The sequence below is a fragment of the Ligilactobacillus murinus genome, assembly GCF_003288115.1.
Classification (GTDB): Bacteria; Bacillota; Bacilli; order Lactobacillales; family Lactobacillaceae; genus Ligilactobacillus; species Ligilactobacillus murinus.
In genome coordinates this window covers 41812-62926 of the sequence record NZ_CP023565.1, presented here as the reverse complement: position 1 = coordinate 62926, position 21115 = coordinate 41812, and the positions used below count along the sequence as shown (strand labels likewise).

The window sequence follows — 21115 nt, the reverse complement described above, 5'->3', positions numbered from 1 at the left end:
TTATCATTTATTATACACTCTTTTTGAAATTAAGCGTAAAAAAACAACAGTTTAACTAAACTGTTGCTCAAATTTAAACTTTTATTTGAATTTAGGCCAAATAGACCGCAGCTTGTTGACCAGCTTGTCGCCCAAAGACCACCGTTTCCGCGATCGAGTTGCCACCGATCCGATTATTACCATGCAATCCACCCGTGACCTCACCGGCTGCAAAGAGTCCAGCAATGATATTACCCGCTTGATCTAAAACTTGAGCTTTTTCATTGATGTGTAAGCCCCCCATCGTGTAATGGATCGCTGGGGCAACATGGATCGCATAATAAGGTGCTTTTTCTAGCTTGCGTTGCATCCCCGTCGTTCGCCCAAATTTAACATCTTTTTTGGTTTCGACCGCTGTATTCCATTGTAACAAGGTATCCGCTAAAACAGTTGGATCTAGCTGAAGCTTTTTAGCTAGTTCACTTGGTGTAGCTGCACTGACGACCAAACCTTTGCTAGCGTAAAAATCGATCGCTTTGACTCGTTCTTTGACTCCGTGATCAAATATCAAATATGCCGCTTGTTCAGGTAAAGCCGTGATCTGTTCAGAAACAATTTTCCGAGTTCCTAATTCATTAGTAAATCGAACCCCTTGTTGATCAACTAAGATCGCCCCTTCACCACGCACAGCTTCGCCGATCAAATAGGTATGTGGTGTATCTTGTTGCACGGTCGGATGGATCTGGATCATTTCCATCTGTAACACTTGCGCTCCAATATGCTCTGCTAAAATGATCCCATCTCCAGTCGCGCCAACTTGATTAGTTGTCTTGTAAGCTAAAAGATCGGGACGATAGCGCTTGAGTAGTTGCTTGGAAGCACCAAAACCTCCCGTTGCTAAGATGACTGCTGGGGCAAAGATCGTTTTGGACTCACCAGCAATTTGGACTTTTACCCCCTTGATCTTAGAAGCATCGTCTTTTAACAGTTCTGTGACTGTTGCTTGGGTAAAGATCGGAACTTTGATCTGGTCTAACAACCACAAAAGATTATTGACTAAAAACGATCCGATCGGAGCAGTGCTCTTAGGGCGATGAGCGCGTTTTTTCTTCATTCCACCGGTGATCGTCAAGTCATTTAAGATGATCCCATGTGAACGTAACCAATCGATCGCTTGCCCGCTATGCGTTGTAAAGTAGTTCAATAATTCAGGATCATTTAGACGCCCTCCACCTTGGTACGTTTCTTGATAAAATTCAGCAAAGCTATCCACGATACCTTCGCGCAACTGAATATTTGTTTCAGCTGCATTCATCCCTGAAGATGCTCGCATGGTGTTGCCTCCAACTGTAGGCATCTTTTCTAAAATAACTGGTCTTAGACCTAATTCTCGTGCTTGAAGGGCACTGACCAGTCCAGCTCCACCTGAACCGATGATCACAACATCATACTGTTCCTTTAAGCTGCTTGGTGCACTTGGAGTAAATTTAAATTTTTCAGCCACGCTTTATAATAACTATACAAAATGTGGAATCATGTAGTTCATAACTAGAAAAATATAGTTTTTCCTTTCTAAATCTTGCTTACCAGTAGCACACAATACTTCCCACTAAATATCCACCCCACATTTCTCTTCCTAGTGAATATCAGTTGGCTACTACTGGTTTTTTTGCACTAATTCTATTTTATTGTAAAACACAAAAAAAGTGTAGTTCAAAACTACACTTCATCTTATTTTATTTTTGATCCAAACTTTTCTTTTTAAAAATCATTTAGTGTTGTTTCTTCAGCCAAAACCTCGACTAATTGCCGTAAGATACGCTGAAAAACAGCCAGATCACGAACCGAAACGGTTTCTTCTAAACGGTTTTGTAAAAGTTTCCAAAATTCGGAATTGGATTCCAATGCTTCGTGATATTTATCGGTCACAGAAAGATGTGTTACCCGATGATCTGCATCATCTAGCCTTTTTTGAATCAAACCAAGCTCAAGCAACTTTTTGATGTGATAGTTCGTATTTGGAGTCGATTGTCCCAACAGTTTTGAGATCGTCCCGATCGTTGGATCTTTCAACTGATAGATCGCTTCCAAATAGTAAATATCGATCGCGCCGAGTTTTTCCAACCCCGGCATGTTGCTATTACGATACTCGTGCAAACGTAAAACTTGGCACAAGTTAGTCGTCATTTTTTGTAATGAACTCATTACGTTACCCCCCTCTAAATCAATGAGCACTGAGACTCGTAAGCTTAGCAATTAAATCTAACACGCTAATCTACTGCCATGCGCTCGCTTGCTGTAAAGAAAGGCATGACACACCCCTCGTAGATAGTATAGTTTTCACTATACTAATAGCAATTACATTGTACACTATTCTAAAATTAAAGTAAAAGATTATGATAAATTTATTTCTTCAAAAAATCAATGCAAGTGCTTGATAAAATCACTCAACTCTGTCGAACTCATCTGGTAGTTGCTATCGACCCATTTGAATAACAAGGTTAAAAAGGCACCAGCTATCATATTGGCAGCTAATTTTTGATCAGTTGCATTGAGCACCGTCTCTTCTATCCAAAGAACATTATGCAAACGATCATTTAAACTTGCATCTAGGATCTGTTCAGCAACCATATCGATCATGAGCGCATATAAAGAATTACTGCTATTGTTGACCGAAATATTTCGGAAAATATCCTTATCGCGAATGATCATTTCGATCATTGAATCAACAACATTATTCTCATCAATTTGCTCTAACCAGATCTTTTGAAAAACATAATGCAATAGATCGTATTTATCTTGAAAATAGCGATAAAACGTACTCCGATGTAAATCAGCTTCACGGCAAAGTTGATCGACTGTTATCTTTTCGACTGCCTCATGATGCAAAAGAGTTAATAAAGCTTGCGCAAGGGCGTCTTTTTTTCTCACTTGACTTTTACTCATAGACCTATCCTTTATCCTTACCTTATCATTAACATATCAAAAAGGTAACTTTCCTTTTTGCCTTATTAAATAATATAATGGAGCCTGTAGTAATTCAAGTACACATCCAAGTAAAAAAGGCAACAGCAAAAACCCAGACTGCTTTTAGATCTTTACTGTAGCCTCTTTTTTAGCGCACCACTAATACAGAGATCGGTGCATGTTTTGCCATATAAGCTGCTTGCGATCCAAAGAATTTCTTGACGCCCTTCTTTGAAAGAGCCCCAATGATCAATAGATCTGGTTCAACTTTAGGAATGATACGCTTGATGATCGTTTCACCAGCATCGCCCTCAGCAATTACGACTTCGACCCGCTTGATCCCAGCTTGAAGAGCGATCTTGCGGTAATTTTCAACGTGCTTTTCCAATTCTTTACGTTCACCATGAATGTAATCAGCACTTAAGGCTTGAAAGACGTTCATCTCGTCTGACTCAAGGATCGAAGTGATGCATAACGTAGCATCTAGATCCAAAGCCCGACGCATAGCTACACGAAAAGCAAGCTGTGCATCTTCAGAATCATCGACCCCAACTAGGATCTTCTTGATGTTTTTGATCGGTTCTTTGTCCATATCAACCATCCTAACTATAAATATTTTTTAACGTTCTTAGTATAACACATTTTTTGACATCCGAAAGAATAAATTAGGTATTCCTAAACAGGATAAATTTATTTACATTGTTGGCAACCTGAACGGTGAAATTCTGCTGGAATACAGTCACACTCCAGTTCTTCAGGTGCACTACCTTTTTTATCTTCAAGTTTGGCAGTTATTTTAGCGATATCGCTCTGCGTTAAATTGAGATTTTCTACTAAATAAGCCAAAGTCTTGCCGACATGCATCTGACAAATATTGCTAAAATTTTGCATCAACTGCGCATCGATCGTCGCTTGTTCTTGAACTAAAGGCGAATAGATGAACCCCCGCCCCTCTTTTTTAGTTTCAAGTACGTCTTTAGCAACTAACCGCCCCAAAAGCGTTTTAGTTGTGGCTGGTTTCCAGTTTTGCTTTACTTCCATGATCTCGATCAACTGGCGACTCGTCGCTTGTCCCAATGTCCAGATCACGCGCATCACTTCCCACTCAGCGTTACTGATTTCGATTTGTTCTGTCATTTGATCACCTTGTCACTTTGCTAACTATAATTATACCACGTACGCGTAATATTCCCTTGTTTTAACTCTTAGCTACTCACTAAAAATTACTCTACTTGTCACTTAAAAAAACTTATCTTATAATGAATAGGATTCTTAATATTGAGAAAGGAATTTTCACTATAATGTTATTTGAACTCTTAAAGGCTTTCTTATTCGGGGTCGTTGAAGGAATCACCGAATGGTTGCCGATCAGTAGTACTGGACATATGATCTTACTTGATCAATTCGTCCAACTTGATGTTTCAAAAGATTTTTACAGCATGTTTGAAGTGGTGATCCAACTTGGAGCGATCTTAGCCGTAGTCGTGATCTACTGGCACAAGATCTGGCCGTTCCATCAAGCCGATAAAAATGCACATGCCCAAGGTATCTGGCGTTATGTCGACAAAAACATCATGATCATGTGGCTCAAGATCTTCATTGCTTGCTTACCCGCTGGGCTCATCGGTGTAGCTTTCAATGATACTTTTGAACGTCTCTTTTATAACCCGACCTGTGTCGCTATCGCTCTGATCGTTTTTGGTATTGCTTTTATTTTGATCGAAGACATACATAAAAATAAGCAACCTAAGATCACCTCGATCGCTGAACTTTCATATTATACGGTAGTTTTGATCGGCTTTTTCCAATTGATCGCGGCGGTATTTCCCGGGACATCTCGTTCAGGGGCCACGATCGTAGGGGCTTTGATCTTAGGTGTTTCTCGAACAGTTGCGACTGAATTCACTTTCTTCTTGGCAATTCCTGTCATGTTTGGTGCTGCCCTATTCAAATTAGTTAAATTTGGCTTTAGCTTTACACCTTTAGAAATCTGGATCTTGGTCGTCGGCCTAGTTACCGCCTTTATAACTTCGATCATTGCGATCAAGTTCTTGATGCAATATATCAAAAAGCATACGTTCAAAGCTTTCGGATGGTATCGTATTATCTTAGGACTTTTGGTCATTGCTTATTTCTGGTTTGTAAAATAATTTTATCAGCGTGTGAGACGTTGAATGAATAACGCGGGCTTTCCATGATGCGCTCCTTGCATCGTGAGGGGCCCGCGTTATTTAAGATGTATTGCATAAGCTTTCGTCACTATCTAAGATACACGCTTAAAAAGTAACCGCCACTATTTTTAAGGAATTTTAAAATTTGAGGTGAATTTGTCTAATTCAGTTGTCTTTTTAAAGCATCTCCAGTAGAATCATATTTACTAACTTAAGAGGAGAATTTTAATGGACACAACAGTTTTGACCGAACTTATCGGACAGTACGGATACCTCGGGATCGCACTGCTGATCGCCCTTGAAAATATTTTTCCACCGATCCCTTCAGAGGTCGTTTTGACATTTACCGGGTTCTTGACATTAACTGCTGGGCTAAATGTTTTGGGGGCGATCACCGCCGCTACGATCGGCGCTGTTTTAGGAGCAGCGATCTTATATGCGGTAGGACATTTCTTATCTGTTGAACGTCTTGAAAAGATCTTAAACGGTAAAGTCGGCCAAACACTACGCTTCAAAGCTAAAGATCTAGATAAAGCAACTAAATTCTTCCAAAAAAATGGCGTCTTAGCCTTGTTCTTTGGCAGATTCGTACCTGTAGTTCGCTCTTTGATCTCCGTTCCGGCAGGCATGACCCATTATAAATTTACAAGTTTTATCATTTTGACGACTCTTGGTACCTTGATCTGGAATACAGTCTTGATCATCGTTGGGCGAATGGCTGGTTCAGCCTGGCCGCAGATCGTTGCCATGATCGAGACCTATTCGTTAGTGACCGTGATCGTCTTAGCCCTTGCATTTGTAGGCGGTGGCATTTACTTCTTTAATCGTAAAAAAGCATAAAAAATGGAGATCTATATGATCTCCATTTTTTATGCTTGATACATATATTCACGTGTAGTTGGCAAGTTGCTACCACTTGGTCCTTTCGAGATCAGGTACTGGATCACATCGATATTGCCCGACTCAAATGAAGCCGCACAAGCTTGGAGATATAGATCCCACATGCGAATAAAACGTTCATCTTCAATTTTTCTGATCTCAGGTAGTGCCCGGCGGAAGTTTTGGTCCCATAATTCCAAAGTCTTTTGGTAATGGCGCCGCAAAGTTTCAATATCAGCTACTTGCATTCCAGCATCAACGATATGTTCGATATTTTCAGCTAACCCAGGTATATAACCCCCCGGGAAAATATATTTATCGATCCACGCATTGACCGCCCCCCCTTGTTGCCGGGTGATCCCGTGGATCAAAGCTACGCCATTTGGTTTTAAATAATCGGAGATCTTTTGGAAATATTCACCTAGATTTTCCTTACCTACGTGTTCAAACATACCTACACTAGTGATATAGTCAAACGGTTCATGTTTGAGCTCACGGTAATCTTCCAAAATAACTTTAGCCCGATCTTCGAGGCCTTCATCTTTGATCCGCTGCGTGACTAGATCGTATTGTTCCTTACTTAGCGTGATCCCAACAACATTTAGGTCATACTCTTTGCAGGCAGTTAGCATCAAGGTACCCCACCCGCAGCCAATATCAAGTAAAGTTTTCCCGGGTTTAGGATCTAACTTATTGATGATATGATGCACTTTATTTCGTTGAGCTTCTTCAAGTGTATCTTGTGGTCGCTTGAAATATGCACACGAATAGGTCAGTGTCTTATCGAGCCACAAACGGTAAAAATCATTACCGATATCGTAGTGGCTTTGCACATCTGACTTACTTTTTCGCTCAGTATGTGATTGTTTGGGTAAAAAGTGTTTGAGCTTATTATTATTCAAAAAGCTATCAGCTGATTCATAGGCTGAGGTTATCAAGTCTTGGATCGAGCCTTCGATCTCAATTTCTTTATCCATATATGCTTCTCCTAAAGTCAACGAAGCATTATGAATTAACTCTCGCATCGAAAAATCTCGGTGGAAGGTTATTTTTACTTGCGGTTCACCATCTCCGTACCGTTCTGTTTTACCATTGGCATACGTCACTTGTACCGGAATGTTGAATGAATGTTCGAGCACTTCTTTTAACAAGAAATTATTAAACATCTAATTTCCGCCGCCCTTCTAAAAATAAATATAGTAACAAGTACATTTTAGCACTAGTCTTTACTAAACGTAAGCAATTAGATCTATTTATTTTTATCATCCATAAGATCTAGCAAGTTTTTCTTTTTCGGAGTCTCTGTTTGTACTCCCTTTAAGAGTTGATCTCGTGTGACTCCAACAAAAAACAATTCCTGTTTAGCACGTGAGACCGCCGTATAGGCTAGACCATGATCTTTGGGTTCTAAGACGTAGACCCGTTTAGCTCCACTACCTTGAGCTTTGTGGATCGTTAAGGCATAGGCTAAGAGGAGATCTTTTTTAGCTCGATACAGGGGCAATTTATACTTTCCGACTTCAGTTTGGACTGTTACTGCACTATCTTCATCATCATTTTTGAGCTCAAGTCCTATGACCTCACCAAATTCACTATTCGTATAGCCATAATTTTGAAAACTATCATCATTATGATAGAACACGACTTTAGCTCCAATAAAAAAGCCTCCCCGCCCAAGACCATTTTGAAAATAAAACGGCACAACTTTTTGCTTATCCTTTGATAAAATGCGATAAAATTGCTGATTGATCAATCCAACCGTCTTATTTCGATAAGCTAAGATCATACACTCTTCCAAAGCTTCGTGTTGATATTTAGCTAAAACCATTTCTTTACCGGTAGCCGTCTTAAATGCCTGACTGTGGGCTAAATAACTGCTGTTTCCAGCTCGACAAGCTGCGATCAACTCCCCAGTTGCTTTATCTTTACAGCGTAGATTGGCTCTAAAATAAAAACACGCTCCTTTAGCTTTTATCAAGGCCATAGGATCACCACAAACACTCAACGCATCTTCATCTTGTGATACTGGTGGTAATTGCTTTTCATCTCCGACCAAAAGATAGCGGACTTTCGTACTAAAAGTTTGGGTCAATTTAGCTAATAATTCTAGGGGCGCCATTGATACCTCGTCAATAATGATCACTTCATAATCATTCACCAGTTCTTCATTACCATTTTCGATCTCATAGATCACATGTTGCAAAGTATCGTTGTTAAAGAAGCCATGTTGCGCTAAATTCAGCCGTGCTTTATGCGTCGGGGCTAAGGCTAAAGTCTTTTTAGGATCAAGGATCTGGCCCAAAGTATAAGTTTTTCCTGCCCCCCCGACACCTAGTAAGTTGATGACAACGTGCTTATTTTGAGCAAGCCACTTCAAGAAATCAAATTGTTCTTTAGTCGGCCGATAAGTTTTAGGCGGATGGACCAAAGGCAACTTCCGCCGTGAGATCCGGCCCAATAACTGGTTAAAGTTACGTTCATATTGGCATTTATCGGCTAAATGTAGTGTATGACCACAATTTTTCTTGCATAGATAGCCAAATTCCTTGAGCAATTTTAACTCTGACAGGTCAGCTGCCTGACTTTCAGGTAATACTTCACCTGCTTTTTTTAAATAGACTAGATCATCACACCCCTTTAAATGCCGCTTTGCTGTTTCATCCAAAAGATCATTTAACTCCAGTAATTCAGCGATCTTAGGCCGGTCAAAAGCTGGGATCTGTAAGAGCGAAAAAACACGGGAGCGTTCCCATTTTGACTTGAAGAATTCGTCTTCTTCTAGATGGTCATTGAAGACCGAACGTAAAAAAAGATCGGGAAACTTAGGTAAATATTTACGATAATACGTTCGTTCATCCCTGATCGAACATGACATGTAACCTTTGAACTCTAAAAATTTAGGCTTGGTGACCGCTAATTCTTGCCATTTTCCAGTCGCAAAGTGCTGTTTTTGGTGCTCACTCATCCCATTGATAAAAAATTTATACGCCCGATATTTGGGATGGGAAGTTTTAGCGATCGGGGTCTTATTTTTAGCAAACTGAATAAATTTAAAACGCAGATGCATTGGAGCTTTTCCAGTCCACTTAGCCAAAGTTCCAGCAAAAGGCTCCAGTTTTGGGACCGCATCTGCTTTAGCTTGTTCTAAAAAGTCAGCCAATTTGGTCTCATTTTTGAACTTGACGGCTGTTTTTAAAGCTAACTGATAAGCTGCTTTGCGATTTTTGGTCGTTTCAGTCGCCAAATGTGCCCCAACTAAGGGATAGATATTTTCTTCTGCTTCATTGAGCACAAAAGCACATTTAGCTAAAAAGTAATTGACTGAACGATATGTCGGGGCACTTTGTCGGACCTCATCAAAATAAAAGCGCGCTTTTTGATACTCCTTTTGCCGCATTGCCTCACAGGCTTCTTGGTACGTTTTTCTTATCGTTTTTTCAAGCATCTTATCACCACCTTCAAAGTCTTAATAAAAATTTATATTACTTTTACAGACAAATAAAAAATTCTATGTTATGCTTTTCTAAACAGCTAAGAAAGGGAATACATTGTAAACAGCTAAGAAAGGGAATACATTGTAAACAGCTAAGAAAGGGTGGATTCGATGTTCAAACACATTAAACGCTTCTTATGGTTGCTTCTTGCGATCATTAGTTTTATCTTTGGAGTGATCGGAATCTTACTTCCAGTTGTCCCCCAAGTACCCTTCTTTATTTTAGGCTTTTTCAGCCTCTCTAAGTTTTCACCGCGCTTCCACAACTGGATGGTGAATACTAAGATCTACCGTAAACTCCAAAACTTTCTGGACGAAAAAATAGCTGAAGCCGAAGCCAGCTCAGAGCATATCAAGCAGACTTGGTATCAAGTCCTTTGGCTAAAATTCTTATTACTCGCAAAAAATTAATGATTAACGCCCACAAGCAACGTCAACTCTTGGAGTTTACGTTACTTATGGGCGTTATTTATTTTAAACGTTATTATCACCTAACGCAGCTTTTAAAGCTTGCGCTAGAGCACTTTCTTGCGGTTCATCATCTTGATTGATCTTCTTTAAAAGCCGTCTTTCTTCATGTTTGGTCATCTTCTTGTTCTTCTTTTTGCCCCCAGTTAATTTTTCAGTCGTACCATCATATTTACATCTGAAATAATCACCATTTTTGCCACTGACGATCAACATCTTCTTATGACAAACTGGACAACGGTGATTGGAGACTTTTGCCTCAGCGCGGCGCTTATAATCACAACTTTCACTGGTGCAGACTAGCAATTTACCATCCCGGACCTTCTTTTCCTTCAAAAAGGCACCACATTTAGGACATTTTTTCTTAGTCAATGAAAAGTCTTGATATTTTTGTTGACTATTCTTGACTTCACGAACTAAACGCTTCGTATCAGTTTCGATCTCACGTAAGAATTTTTTGCTATCATAATTTCCCTTAGCGATCTGTTCAAGTTGTCGTTCCCACTTTTCAGTCAATTGTGGGCTAACGAGCTCTTCATTGACCAATTCCAGCAATTGTTGGCCTTTTTTAGTCACCCGTAAACTATTGTTAGTCCGTTCCATCAGTTCTGATTTGACTAATTTTTCGATGATCTCCGCGCGGGTCGCTGGTGTCCCTAAGCTATAACGCTCCATTTGAGCTAAAAGCGCTCCTTCACTCAAAGGTTTAGGTGGAGTCGTTAAGGCTTCTTTGACCGTAAAACGCGGCGAAATTTGCATGCCTTCGCTAAACTTAGCGACTGACTTTTCTGGGATTTCCTTCTTTTTCCAACCAGCTTCAATGACTTTGGTTTGGGTCAATTTAAAATGTTCCTTACCAAATACAAACACGATCTTTTCTTGGCGTTCTTTGTGAGGCGCTGCAAATAACCCCACAAATCTTTCGGCGATCAAAGTATAGATCCGATGTTCATCACTATTAAGCTTATTATATTGTGGCAACTGTTCAGTTGGGATCAAAGCATGGTGATCTGTCACCTTAGCATCGTTAAAAGCTTTATTTTGAACGACTTTTGCCCCCTTAACAGCATACTGCTTAGCTTCTGGAAACAAACCAGCGATTGCATGTAAACGATCTTTTAACGTCACTTTTAAGTCATTAGACAGATATTTACTATCAGTCCGAGGATAAGATACGATCTTGTGAACTTCATATAAACTTTGGACTAATGACAAGGTCTTTTTAGCTGAATAACCATACTTTTCGTTAGCAACGCGCTGTAATTCTGTTAGATCATATGGTAAAGGGGCCGGGATCGTCTTATCTTTAGCCGTGATCTGCTCGACTTTACCATTTTGGGAACTCAGCTTTTTAACGAGTTCATCTACTGCTTGGCGCTCCTTTAGGGCATAAGGATCTTTTTGGACCCTAGTTGCTCTTTGACCAGCAACTTCGAGACTGAGCGTAAAATATTTTTGCGGGATAAATTTGCTGATCTTTTCTTCTTGCTTAGCGACCAAAGCTAAAGTTGGCGTTTGGACCCGACCAGCAGATAAATTATCTTGGTACTTGACCGTTAAAGCGCGCGTCACATTCAATCCGATCAGCCAATCAGCTTTAGCCCGAGCTAAGGCTGAATAATAAAGATCATCGTAAGCTTTAGCTGGTTTTAGTGCAGCAAATCCTTCTTTGATCGCTTTATTGGTTTGTGAAGAGATCCATAAACGTTTGACTGGCTTATTGAAACGAATATATTCCAAGATCCAGCGCGCTACTAATTCGCCCTCACGCCCCGCATCAGTAGCGATGATCGCTTCTGAGATATCTTTTCGTTTAGCTAAATTAGCGATCGCTTTTAATTGTGCTTTGGTTTTAGGCAACGGCTTAGTCCCGATACACTTAGGGATCATTGGCAAAGTTTCCATTTGCCAAGTCTGCCATTCATTTTTTAAATCTTCCGGCATCTTCAAAGTCAATAAGTGCCCAAGAGCCCAAGTAACGACATGATCTTTGCCTTCATAATAATTTTTGTGTTTTTGGTCTGCTCCCAAGATCTTGCTTAGATCACGGGCAACACTTGGTTTTTCTGCCAACACTAATCGTTTCATTTTTTTCTTCCTTTAAGTTTGATAATTTTTATTATCTAATTTAATCCACTTTTTTGCAAATTTTTCAAGCTAATGAAAAAAGTGGCCCAAATGAACCACTTTTTTGACTAATCTTTAACTACTTTGATCGGTAATAAGAATTTTTGCCACAGTCCTAGGCATTGCGCCATTAACTCTGGATAAGCTTGTGGTCTGATCTTTTGCCCATTTTGGGTCAAAAACTCAAACTCCACGCCACCTTTTTCAGCTGTATAAAAATCAGTCGGTAAAAACTCATTTTTAGCATAAAACTTCAAACGCCGTAAACGCTCATGGTTGTTAGCCGCAGTTGCATCAGGCTTTTCAGCACTTAAGCCGATCACTTGCCCTTGATAACGTTCTTTTATGAGCTCCATCAAGCCACTGCCATACCCTTTAGAGCGCTCAGTTTCTTTGATCGCCAAAAAGAACACATAGACCAGTTCGGCATTTTTGACCGTGTAGATAAAACCGACCCAGTTATCATCGTCATAGAGACTACAAAATTCGGCTATCCCGGTCTTAGTGCGCTTTTTTAACAGCCAAAAAGGGATCCGTTCTACGGCTGGAAAAGCACTCAAATATAATTCTTTTATCTTAGGTAGATCAGCTGGAGTCGCTGTAACTAATTTCAAAGTCATAAATTTCCTCCTCATTGCTACTTCTCAACTATAGCAGACCTCTCCTAATAACTCTAGCCTTCTTGATAGAGTGCTTTTACAGCTTCGATATCTTTTGGTTGGATCGAATAATATGATCCGGCCGATTGCATCACTGAGACATTTTCATCATCATGCGCCAAACCGATCGCATGCCCTAATTCATGTTCTGCTGTATTAGTTATCCGTAATTGGGAATAACCATACTGCGCATTCAGTAAATAATAGGAATTGAGATAGACATCTGCACTGGTCAGACGATTCGTCAATTGATTTATCATGGTATGCGTCACCCCAGCTGCACTGGTATTGGCATCATTTTGTTGTTTTAAAATGATCTGGGCTCGTTTTTTATCATCAGTCAAATCAAAGTTAAAAGCCCCAGTTTGGTTCCAATTTTCGATCGCCCTTAAATAGGCGGTTCGGAAGCGTTCATCACTTGCTTCAAGATAAACAGTCGCTGTGTTTTTACTCCAACGGGCGCCATTTGACGCCTGCGCATTGGTATCTTCAGAATAACTTTGCGCCGTTGGATCACCTTGGGATATGCTTTCAGTTTTGACATTCGGTAGCTTTCCTTGAGCTGGAATGATCTTAGTTACCAAAGTCTGTATCTCACGCACAACTGGGAGCACGTAAGGACTAGTCATAAACCACAACAAGCCCAAACTTAAGCTAGCAGTGATAAAAAGGGTCAAAAATAGATTCCAAATGAAACGTAAAATTCTGATTTTGCGTCACCTCGCAATTATTTTTTGCTCCCTGTACTTACTAATTGTACACAACTTTTAACTTAAAACTTTTAAAGAATTCTTTAAATTTGCCTAGGCCCATTTTAAAGCTTGCTTTAAATCTTGGAGCAGATCTTCTTTTGCTTCGATCCCCACTGATAGGCGGATCAATTCATCGCTGATCCCATCTTTTAGCCGGATCGCACGTGGGATCGCTCCATGTGTCATGATCGCAGGTACTTCGATCAAGCTTTCCACTGAACCTAAACTTTCTGCTAGCGTGATCAACTGCAAGGATTCGATAAAGGCTTTTACATCAGCTCCAGCTACCAATTCAAATGAGATCATCCCCCCAAAATCACGCATTTGTTTTTTGGCAAGTTCATACTCTGGCGCACTTGGATCACCAGGATAATAGATCTTAGCAACTTTTTTGTGCTTTTGCAAAAATTCAAAGATAGCTCTAGTGTTTTCGTTATGCGCGCGCATCCGGACCGCTAATGTCTTGATCCCCCGCGATAATAACCAACTATCTTGTGGCCCTAAAATAGCCCCGATCGCATTTTGTAAGTAGGCTAATTTGTCCCCGAGGTCTTGACTCTTAGTAACTGCTAAGCCTGCCACAAGATCACTATGGCCTCCGAGATATTTTGAAGCACTATGGACCACGATATCAGCGCCTAGATCTAATGGCCGTTGCAAATATGGGGTCGCAAAGGTATTATCCACGATCACCAATAACTCGTTAGCATGGGCCAAGTCAGCTAATGAACTCAGATCAGAGACATGTAACAAAGGATTAGTCGGTGTTTCTAAATAGAGCGCCTTAGTATTTGGCTGGATCGCTTGTTTGACTGCCTTTAAATCACGGGTATCGACGGCTGTAAATTCCAAGCCAAGACGATTTAAGACTGTATTCAACAACCGAAAAGTTCCGCCATATACATCATTTCCTACGACAACATGATCTCCCTTAGAAAATAAATTAAAAACAGCATGGATCGCTGCCGATCCCGAAGCAAAAGCTAAACCACGCGTACCATTTTCTAACTCTGCGATCAGCTGTTCCAGTGCATGGCGCGTTGGATTACCAGTTCGAGAATATTCATAAGCTGGTGTTCCTCCCAGTTCTGTTTGCTTATAGGTCGAGACTTGATAAATCGGTACACTCACCGTACCTGTTGTCTTATCACTACTGATACCACCATGGATCAACTTTGAATCAAATTTCATTTAAATCTCCTCCTCGAATCGATAAATGTGTTTACTTAAATAACGTTCTGAACTATCGGGAAAAATCGTGACGATATTACTGTTTTGAGGGAGCTCTTTTGCTAATTTCAGACTAGCCGCCAAAGCAGCGCCACTCGAACTTCCAACGAATAAACCATTTGTCAGCGCCAGTTGCTTGACTTGTTCAAAAGCCTCTCGATCACTTATCGTATAGATCACATCTGGCTTAGTTTTAGCAAAAAATGGCGGAATAAATTCAACTCCGATCCCTTCAGTCAAATGACTGTGAGAAGCGCCACCATTTAAGATCGAGCCTTCTGGTTCAACTACTGCTGCTGTTAACCCAGGAAATTTTTGCTTTAACACTTGCGTAATTCCAGCAAACGTCCCCCCACTGCCGGCACCGGCTACAAAAGCAGCCAAACTCAACTTGTTTTTTGTAAATTCGGTAACGATCTCTGGAGCCAAACTAGTTGCATAAGCAGCTGGATTAGCTAGATTTTCAAATTGTAGCGGTAAGTAGCTATCCGGGATCTGAGTAGCTAATTTCTTGGCTTTAGCGATCGCACCTTTGATCCCTGATCCACTTGGCGTATGTACTATTTTTGCACCTAGCGCACGCATCAAGATCTGCTTTTCTTGGCTAAATTTTTCGGGCACGACTAAGATCGTTTTTAAGCCCCGTTTTTGAGCTGCTAAAGCTAGACCGATCCCGGTATTGCCCGCAGTGGGTTCAATGATGGTCGTTTCTGCTGTCAACAAGCCTTTTTTCTGGGCATCATCCATGAGATACTCCCCTAAGCGATCTTTGATACTGCCACCTGGATTAAACATCTCTAACTTGGCATAGATCGATACATGATTGGGTGTTTCGACTGCAAGTTTCATCAGCGGTGTTTGGCCGATCAGCTGTGATACATCTTGATATATCATATTCTTCCCTTCTTTCTGCGATCTGAGTAGAAAAAAAGGGCGCAAACTTAAAAAAGTCTGCGCCCTCTTACGTTGAAGAAGTCCCCTAGTTACGTTAAAAAACTCAACTCAAATGGACCTTCTTCGCTAGCTGGCGCGAAGAAGGACAACATGTATGAGCCATATTGTTGATAACTAAAGTCTTCATCGTAATTCCTCTTTTCAAATCGTTATCAATACAATAGCACTTACTTTTCGTAAATGCAATCCCTCTTGCGAAAAAATTTTTCTTTGCTAAAATTAAGTTAAATATTTTAACGAGGAGGAATACGCTTGCCTATTCGCTTAGCTACTACCGCTGATCTCCCCGCGATCAGTGCAATCTATGCTTTTGCCCGCACTCAAATGGCAAAAGACAACAATCCTACCCAATGGGGAAAGAGTCATCCGCCCTTGGATCTCTTAAAAGCTGATATTACCGCTAAACACCTCTATGTCATTGAAGAAGCCGGAAACATCGGGGGTGTCTTTGCTTTTATCTTAGGTGAAGATCCAACATATCAGCAGATCGATGGTGCTTGGCTCAATGACCAGCCTTATGGTACGATCCATCGCATTGCTGGGAACGGTAAAATCAAAGGCACCTTTAGTAAGGCTCTAGCTTTTTGTGAACAGCTCGAACCAAACATTCGAATCGACACCCATCAAAATAATAAACGTATGCAACATCTACTCGAAAAAAATGGTTTTACTTATTGTGGGATCATCTTGACCGAGGAGCAAGCACCACGCCTTGCCTATCAAAAATGACTGAAAAAAATACTGGTTCTAATGCAAATACCTAAATGAACCTCTATCCAGCCTAATTCTAGCACTCGCCAGAATTAGGATTTTTGTTTATCGCAGTTTGTAAAATTAAGTTAGACGCAGTTTGTAAAATCAAGTTAGAAAAATAAAAAAGCCATTTGTGATAGACTTTTGAGTAACTACAAACAAAAGTAAAGAAAAATCACAAATGACCTATAATCATCTTACCATAAGCGAACTATCATTCATACAAAATTTTTGGAGTCAAGGTACTAATGCCTAATTTTCGGGCAGTAGTAGATGAACCAATACCAGCTAAATACATTCGAACAGCTTTAAGTTTAACTTCAAAACTAAATTTAGTCATAGTAACCCCCCTAAGTCAGATTCTTTTGTCCAACTTAGGGGATTTACTTCAATAAGATGAATTTTCTATTTCATCTGTATACTTAGAGGGCATTATAACCTACAAATGAGCAGTTAGCCTTTTTCTAACTTGATTTGACAATTCAGGTCTGCAAAAGTTGCTTGTTTCAGCGTTTCTTTTGTAGAAGAAACGACTAAATTATATCGACCACCTAACTTACTTTCCGTATTGTGCATCGTCATTTTGCTTATTTAACCCTAGCTGGATCAGTTGTTGTGTTTCATTTACCGTCTGATCTTTCAACGCATTTAGTGCTTGATTAAAGCGCTTGATCGTCTGATTTACATTTCTAAACTGCTTTAAGTCTGTCTTCTTAAGCTCTACCTGTTTAAGAGAATCCACTCGGTCAAGTGCGGCTTGATTCCTTTTTACTGTCGTTTGCCACTCTTGAAAATAGACTCCGACTTTTCCCATCTAAAATACCTCCCTTAGCTTTCTTCAAATTGTAATCCCACACCGATATCAGTATAAACCTCGCCTTCAAATTCAGTGAAAACAAAAAATGTCGGGGTGTTTGGATACTCACCATCTAATTTTGTTATAGCTTCCCCTAAAGTTTCCATCCCACGTGCAAAATCCAATTGACTCATCCCTTTAACACGCGTTTGCAGTACTCTTCTCACTTGAAAATAAGTACGGTAATTGAACTCTTCAGTCAAGCCACCATGATAATCTTCTTCCACTGAGACAAAAAGTTGCATCGGGATCGCCTCAGTCTGCATCAACTCGCCTCCATTAGCAAAAAATACATTTCCGACAGGTGTGTAGCCTGCTTGGGTCACATTATCGATAAAATCTGTAAATGCTGCATTCATCATTTCCATATCAACAACGCAATTTAAACTAATAACATTTTTTGCAGTAATGCTTTGTCCATGTGCTATCATCACTTTTCACCTACTTTTCTTCGATCGGCTTGATCGGAAAGATGAAGTCTACCCAATAATCAGCATAGATCGGGGTAAACACCATAAAAAATCGTTCTGGGATCGGTAGATTTTTTTCCTTGAGAAAGTCAATGATCTTTTGATAGGCATCATTGATCTCATCTCCAAAGCGAACTGTTTCTGTCACGGCTTCAGGAATATCCAAAATCGCTTGCCAATCAAAAGGATTTTCCTCAAGCTCGACCTCAACGCTTATCGGGGCATAAGCCTTAAAATCGATCTCATCTGCCAAAAACTGATCAGTCGGCAGGGATACCATTGCTGGACCTGTCTTATAGACCCCTTCGCCATATCCCATCATGTCGATATATTCAACTAGATCTACCAACTGTTCGCTCTTTAGATGACGCTCGATGGTCATCATATTTTCTTGATGTAATGCTACTACTCTCATTTATTTCTCTCCTTTTTCTTTGATACAAAAATTACCGACTTATCAATGTCTTTAGGACCAAATTCTTTTATCAGGTTACGACGATAGGGTGTGTCTAATATTAGCCAATATGGAATAACTTTAAATGATAAAATACAACCTGCCGGAATACCTAACAAATTCACAAAAACTTCCTTATCTGTAATAAAATAAAGGAAAATATTTACCAGACCTGCAATAACGGTTACATATATCATGTATTGGGCAATCTTTTTATACATTGCTCCCACTGTAAAAATAACAGCATCAAACAACAAAACTATAGATACTGCAATACTCATAGATGTTTTATTAGCACCTGTTACCCACCCAAATAATACTGCAATTATGATCACATCTACATAATTTGATACTACTTCAACGATTCCAGCATATCTAAGTCGATGATACCAAGGCCAAATTATTCTTAAAAATATTAGCAATAACGTAGTGACTACATAAAACATCAATAATTTGTCTCTATAAATATATGGAATAATACGTGATGGTAATGTTTCTGCTTCGATCCCTATATAAAGCAAAAATAATATACTAGCGTTTACCATTATAAATATTGTATTTTCCAACTTGTTGTATCTAAATTTGCTTATATATCGATATAACACTTTTCTGAAAGATGTTTTCATATCCTTACCTCATATTTTTTAACTACCAAATTTTCCTAAAAAGCTATCCCACTTATTTTTAAGGAATTTTCTTGCTCCCATATCATTTAAAATTTTTGATACCCCTACAGCTGCAACAGTAGCAATCGCAGCTCCTGTTCCCACTGTTAACCATACCGGTGCCGTTGTAACACCGAAAAGGCCCAATGCAGCAGTGCCGAGACTCGCACCTGCCATACTACCAACAGTCGATAGACCTGCAGTCACAGCCATATCACCTAGGTCAACTGCTGTGCCACCAATCAAACTCATTGCTTTCCACTTGCCTTTCAGCTTATGTTTATTCGCCATCTTAGTCGATTCGTTTAAACCGTCATAGAGCGATAATGTCTTACTGGCTATATTTATTCCAGGGACAACTCGGCCTAGTCCTTTGGCCTTACTAAAATCTTTGAACATTGATTTAAAACTCAGCTCTTTTAAAGCACTACTCTTTGCTTCTTTGAGATAGTCTTTGACTTTCAAGCTCCCTTTTTGAAGAGGATCTGCGATCTTTTTAGTATCGTAGATATACAATTGTTTGGTCAACTTCTCACCGCCCTTGACAACATTAGCTTTGATATCGATCAAAACACGCATGTTTTTCTTTGATAGTCCTGATTTTGAAGTTTGAAATGCTTTGACGATATACTTGTTATCCAAATGCTCGATCAATTTTCTCAAAGGTTTTTCTAACTTTTCTCGGGCAGCCTTGGGGAGATGTTTTTCTATTTCTTGGTACAACTCTTCAGCTGTCTTAAATCCGATCCGCCCTTTACTATCTTGCTTTAAAGCTGCCACTAAATATGCACTTATCAAATACTTTTGTGTATCTTTAGCGATCTTATATTTACCTTTGCCCCATCTTAAGTCACCGATCATTTTTGAGATATCATTCAATGTTCGTGTATCTAGATCTGTGCCACTCAACATCTCCAATGCTGGATTTCTTTTGATCACAGTTGCCCGCATATCCTTGTCGAATTTTTGTGAACTTGTCAAATAACTAGGATTGAATAAATACGAGCCTGTATTTAATGTCCCGTAACCCTTAGAAACTTCAGCCCCGACACTACCGACTGCTTTTAGCTGTAGTTCAAGCTGATCATCGATCGTTTGAAAAGCTTCATTTTGCTTTTCAAAACTTTCGAGCCATTTTTTCGTGTTCTCATATACCTTTTTGGTATCAGACAACTCTTTGGTTATCCCACCAATACTTGGCACATGCACACTGACAATATCTGAAACACTACTATATGTTTTTTTAAACGAAGCATCCAATTCTTTTAGTTCATTTTGCTTTGTCTGAAGTGTTTGTTTCAACTCATCGATCGTTTGCGTATCGATCACCGCATCATCTGCCGTCTCTTCCACAGTTTTTTTGAAGTCATCGATTTTTTGATCAAAGGTATTCACCAGGCCGATCAATGATTCTTCAAGCACTTTGATAAACGGAATTTTATAATTAGCATATTCTGCTTCAACAGCCTTTTTTACTTGGCCTGCCAACGCACTACTTTTCTTGACCGAATCAGCTGCCACTTTTGCATCACTCAAACTGCCCAAAAGAAGTTGCTTTGTCCGTGACAATTCATTTCTGGTCGTTAATACTTCTCCCACATCAATCTTCATCTTCTCCCCCCAATATCATCAAAAAGGTAATTTATTTGCTCTTCTTTTTTGATATAAAAATTGCCGACCTATCAATATCCTTAGGGCCAAACTCTTTTATCAGGTTACGACGATAAGGTGTATCTAAAATCAGCCAATAGTTAACAATTTTTATTGAACTAAGCATAGCCAATAAGAGAGTTACCACATTCCAAAAGAATTCGGTATCTGTAATCTCTCCTAGTATCCCTGAAATAACACCTATACTAGTAATTACAGTTACTATTTTTTTAGAAAATAAATCTGCTGTCTCTCCTTGTATTTCATACCAAACAGATAATCCTAAATATACAGCATAGAATATAGCTACAATTACTATATATATAATTAATTGCTCAATTGAAATCTCTGCTAAATCTGCTAATATAAGAACTACTATTATGGTATTTACATATGTCGAAACTACTTCCACTATTCCAGCCCATTTCCTCGAGTGATACCACTTCCAAACAAGTCGCACGGCCACCAATAGAAAAAATGTTATCAAGTAGAAGTACATTATCTTACTTTGATATGGAATCACTGATGCTATTTTTAAATAATTTAAGCATATAAATAAAAATGACAACAAGCTATTTATCGCTAACA

The 21115-nt window shown here is 39.5% G+C and carries 23 protein-coding genes; 4 read left to right on the top strand and 19 right to left on the bottom strand.

Going from position 1 to position 21115, the window contains the following annotated elements; genetic code table 11:
* Positions 1 to 91: 91 nt before the first annotated feature.
* The 5 genes from CPS94_RS00350 to CPS94_RS00330 all read right to left on the bottom strand — a co-directional run bounded on the left by CPS94_RS00350 (position 92) and on the right by CPS94_RS00330 (position 4083).
* Positions 92 to 1483, bottom strand: a complete 1392-nt coding sequence (locus CPS94_RS00350) for a flavocytochrome c (RefSeq protein WP_004051165.1) — start codon at positions 1481 to 1483, stop codon at positions 92 to 94.
* Between the two features lie 257 nt (positions 1484 to 1740).
* Complete coding sequence (locus CPS94_RS00345; protein ID WP_004051167.1) at positions 1741 to 2184, bottom strand: MarR family winged helix-turn-helix transcriptional regulator; 444 nt, start codon at positions 2182 to 2184, stop codon at positions 1741 to 1743.
* Between the two features lie 216 nt (positions 2185 to 2400).
* Positions 2401 to 2925: a TetR/AcrR family transcriptional regulator gene (locus CPS94_RS00340; protein WP_112195879.1), complete on the bottom strand. Its 525-nt coding sequence runs from the start codon at positions 2923 to 2925 to the stop codon at positions 2401 to 2403.
* A 169-nt stretch (positions 2926 to 3094) separates the two neighbouring features.
* Complete coding sequence (locus tag CPS94_RS00335; RefSeq protein ID WP_004051170.1) at positions 3095 to 3538, bottom strand: universal stress protein; 444 nt, start codon at positions 3536 to 3538, stop codon at positions 3095 to 3097.
* A gap of 98 nt (positions 3539 to 3636) precedes the next feature.
* Positions 3637 to 4083 carry a CopY/TcrY family copper transport repressor gene (locus CPS94_RS00330; RefSeq protein WP_004051171.1) on the bottom strand — a complete coding sequence of 149 codons (447 nt, stop codon included), beginning with the start codon at positions 4081 to 4083 and terminating at the stop codon, positions 3637 to 3639.
* A 164-nt stretch (positions 4084 to 4247) separates the two neighbouring features.
* Here CPS94_RS00330 and CPS94_RS00325 point away from each other — a divergent pair, with 164 nt between their 5' ends.
* Positions 4248 to 5096, top strand: a complete 849-nt coding sequence (locus tag CPS94_RS00325; protein ID WP_004051173.1) for an undecaprenyl-diphosphate phosphatase — start codon at positions 4248 to 4250, stop codon at positions 5094 to 5096.
* A gap of 249 nt (positions 5097 to 5345) precedes the next feature.
* The gene (locus CPS94_RS00320; protein ID WP_076149079.1) at positions 5346 to 5957 is read left to right on the top strand and encodes a DedA family protein; all 612 of its coding nucleotides are present in this window, start codon (positions 5346 to 5348) and stop codon (positions 5955 to 5957) included.
* A 29-nt stretch (positions 5958 to 5986) separates the two neighbouring features.
* Here the strand turns inward: CPS94_RS00320 and CPS94_RS00315 are convergent, their stop codons facing one another.
* Positions 5987 to 7162 (bottom strand): SAM-dependent methyltransferase, encoded by a 1176-nt coding sequence (locus CPS94_RS00315; protein ID WP_056959255.1) that lies wholly within the window; start codon positions 7160 to 7162, stop codon positions 5987 to 5989.
* An 83-nt stretch (positions 7163 to 7245) separates the two neighbouring features.
* Positions 7246 to 9441 carry an ATP-dependent DNA helicase gene (locus CPS94_RS00310; RefSeq protein WP_004051179.1) on the bottom strand — a complete coding sequence of 732 codons (2196 nt, stop codon included), beginning with the start codon at positions 9439 to 9441 and terminating at the stop codon, positions 7246 to 7248.
* A 159-nt stretch (positions 9442 to 9600) separates the two neighbouring features.
* Between CPS94_RS00310 and CPS94_RS00305 the strand changes: the two genes are divergently transcribed.
* A complete protein-coding gene (locus CPS94_RS00305) occupies positions 9601 to 9900 on the top strand; it encodes a DUF454 family protein (RefSeq protein WP_004051181.1) in 300 nt (99 codons plus the stop codon).
* Between the two features lie 63 nt (positions 9901 to 9963).
* Here the strand turns inward: CPS94_RS00305 and CPS94_RS00300 are convergent, their stop codons facing one another.
* From CPS94_RS00300 to CPS94_RS00280, 5 genes are all read right to left on the bottom strand, one after another.
* Complete coding sequence (locus CPS94_RS00300) at positions 9964 to 12045, bottom strand: DNA topoisomerase 3 (protein WP_004051183.1); 2082 nt, start codon at positions 12043 to 12045, stop codon at positions 9964 to 9966.
* Between the two features lie 107 nt (positions 12046 to 12152).
* The gene (locus CPS94_RS00295) at positions 12153 to 12704 is read right to left on the bottom strand and encodes a GNAT family N-acetyltransferase (RefSeq protein WP_004051185.1); all 552 of its coding nucleotides are present in this window, start codon (positions 12702 to 12704) and stop codon (positions 12153 to 12155) included.
* A gap of 53 nt (positions 12705 to 12757) precedes the next feature.
* On the bottom strand, positions 12758 to 13372 hold the full coding sequence (locus CPS94_RS00290) for a matrixin family metalloprotease (RefSeq protein ID WP_405256533.1): 615 nt from the start codon (positions 13370 to 13372) through the stop codon (positions 12758 to 12760).
* Positions 13373 to 13546: 174 nt separating this feature from the next.
* On the bottom strand, positions 13547 to 14686 hold the full coding sequence (locus tag CPS94_RS00285) for a trans-sulfuration enzyme family protein (protein WP_004051189.1): 1140 nt from the start codon (positions 14684 to 14686) through the stop codon (positions 13547 to 13549).
* Complete coding sequence (locus CPS94_RS00280; protein ID WP_004051191.1) at positions 14687 to 15619, bottom strand: PLP-dependent cysteine synthase family protein; 933 nt, start codon at positions 15617 to 15619, stop codon at positions 14687 to 14689.
* A 312-nt stretch (positions 15620 to 15931) separates the two neighbouring features.
* On the opposite strand from CPS94_RS00280, the gene CPS94_RS00275 reads away from it, so the two are divergent.
* Positions 15932 to 16408 (top strand): GNAT family N-acetyltransferase, encoded by a 477-nt coding sequence (locus CPS94_RS00275; protein ID WP_004051193.1) that lies wholly within the window; start codon positions 15932 to 15934, stop codon positions 16406 to 16408.
* Positions 16409 to 16646: 238 nt separating this feature from the next.
* Here CPS94_RS00275 and CPS94_RS11685 read toward each other — a convergent pair whose 3' ends face one another.
* From CPS94_RS11685 to CPS94_RS11265, 7 genes are all read right to left on the bottom strand, one after another.
* Complete coding sequence (locus tag CPS94_RS11685) at positions 16647 to 16772, bottom strand: transposase (protein ID WP_004051204.1); 126 nt, start codon at positions 16770 to 16772, stop codon at positions 16647 to 16649.
* 216 nt (positions 16773 to 16988) lie between these two features.
* Positions 16989 to 17246: a hypothetical protein gene (locus CPS94_RS00265; protein WP_004051207.1), complete on the bottom strand. Its 258-nt coding sequence runs from the start codon at positions 17244 to 17246 to the stop codon at positions 16989 to 16991.
* 14 nt (positions 17247 to 17260) lie between these two features.
* Positions 17261 to 17719: a DUF5085 family protein gene (locus CPS94_RS00260; RefSeq protein WP_089135702.1), complete on the bottom strand. Its 459-nt coding sequence runs from the start codon at positions 17717 to 17719 to the stop codon at positions 17261 to 17263.
* 10 nt (positions 17720 to 17729) lie between these two features.
* Positions 17730 to 18173: a hypothetical protein gene (locus tag CPS94_RS00255; protein ID WP_004051212.1), complete on the bottom strand. Its 444-nt coding sequence runs from the start codon at positions 18171 to 18173 to the stop codon at positions 17730 to 17732.
* Entirely contained in the window at positions 18170 to 18838 is a 669-nt protein-coding gene (locus CPS94_RS00250) for a hypothetical protein (protein ID WP_004051213.1), read from the bottom strand. Before CPS94_RS00250 ends, CPS94_RS00255 begins: the two co-directional genes overlap by 4 nt.
* Positions 18839 to 18856: 18 nt before the next feature.
* Positions 18857 to 20488 carry a T7SS effector LXG polymorphic toxin gene (locus CPS94_RS00245; RefSeq protein ID WP_112193116.1) on the bottom strand — a complete coding sequence of 544 codons (1632 nt, stop codon included), beginning with the start codon at positions 20486 to 20488 and terminating at the stop codon, positions 18857 to 18859.
* Between the two features lie 31 nt (positions 20489 to 20519).
* Positions 20520 to 20939 (bottom strand): hypothetical protein, encoded by a 420-nt coding sequence (locus CPS94_RS11265; protein ID WP_162626384.1) that lies wholly within the window; start codon positions 20937 to 20939, stop codon positions 20520 to 20522.
* Positions 20940 to 21115 lie beyond the last annotated feature (176 nt).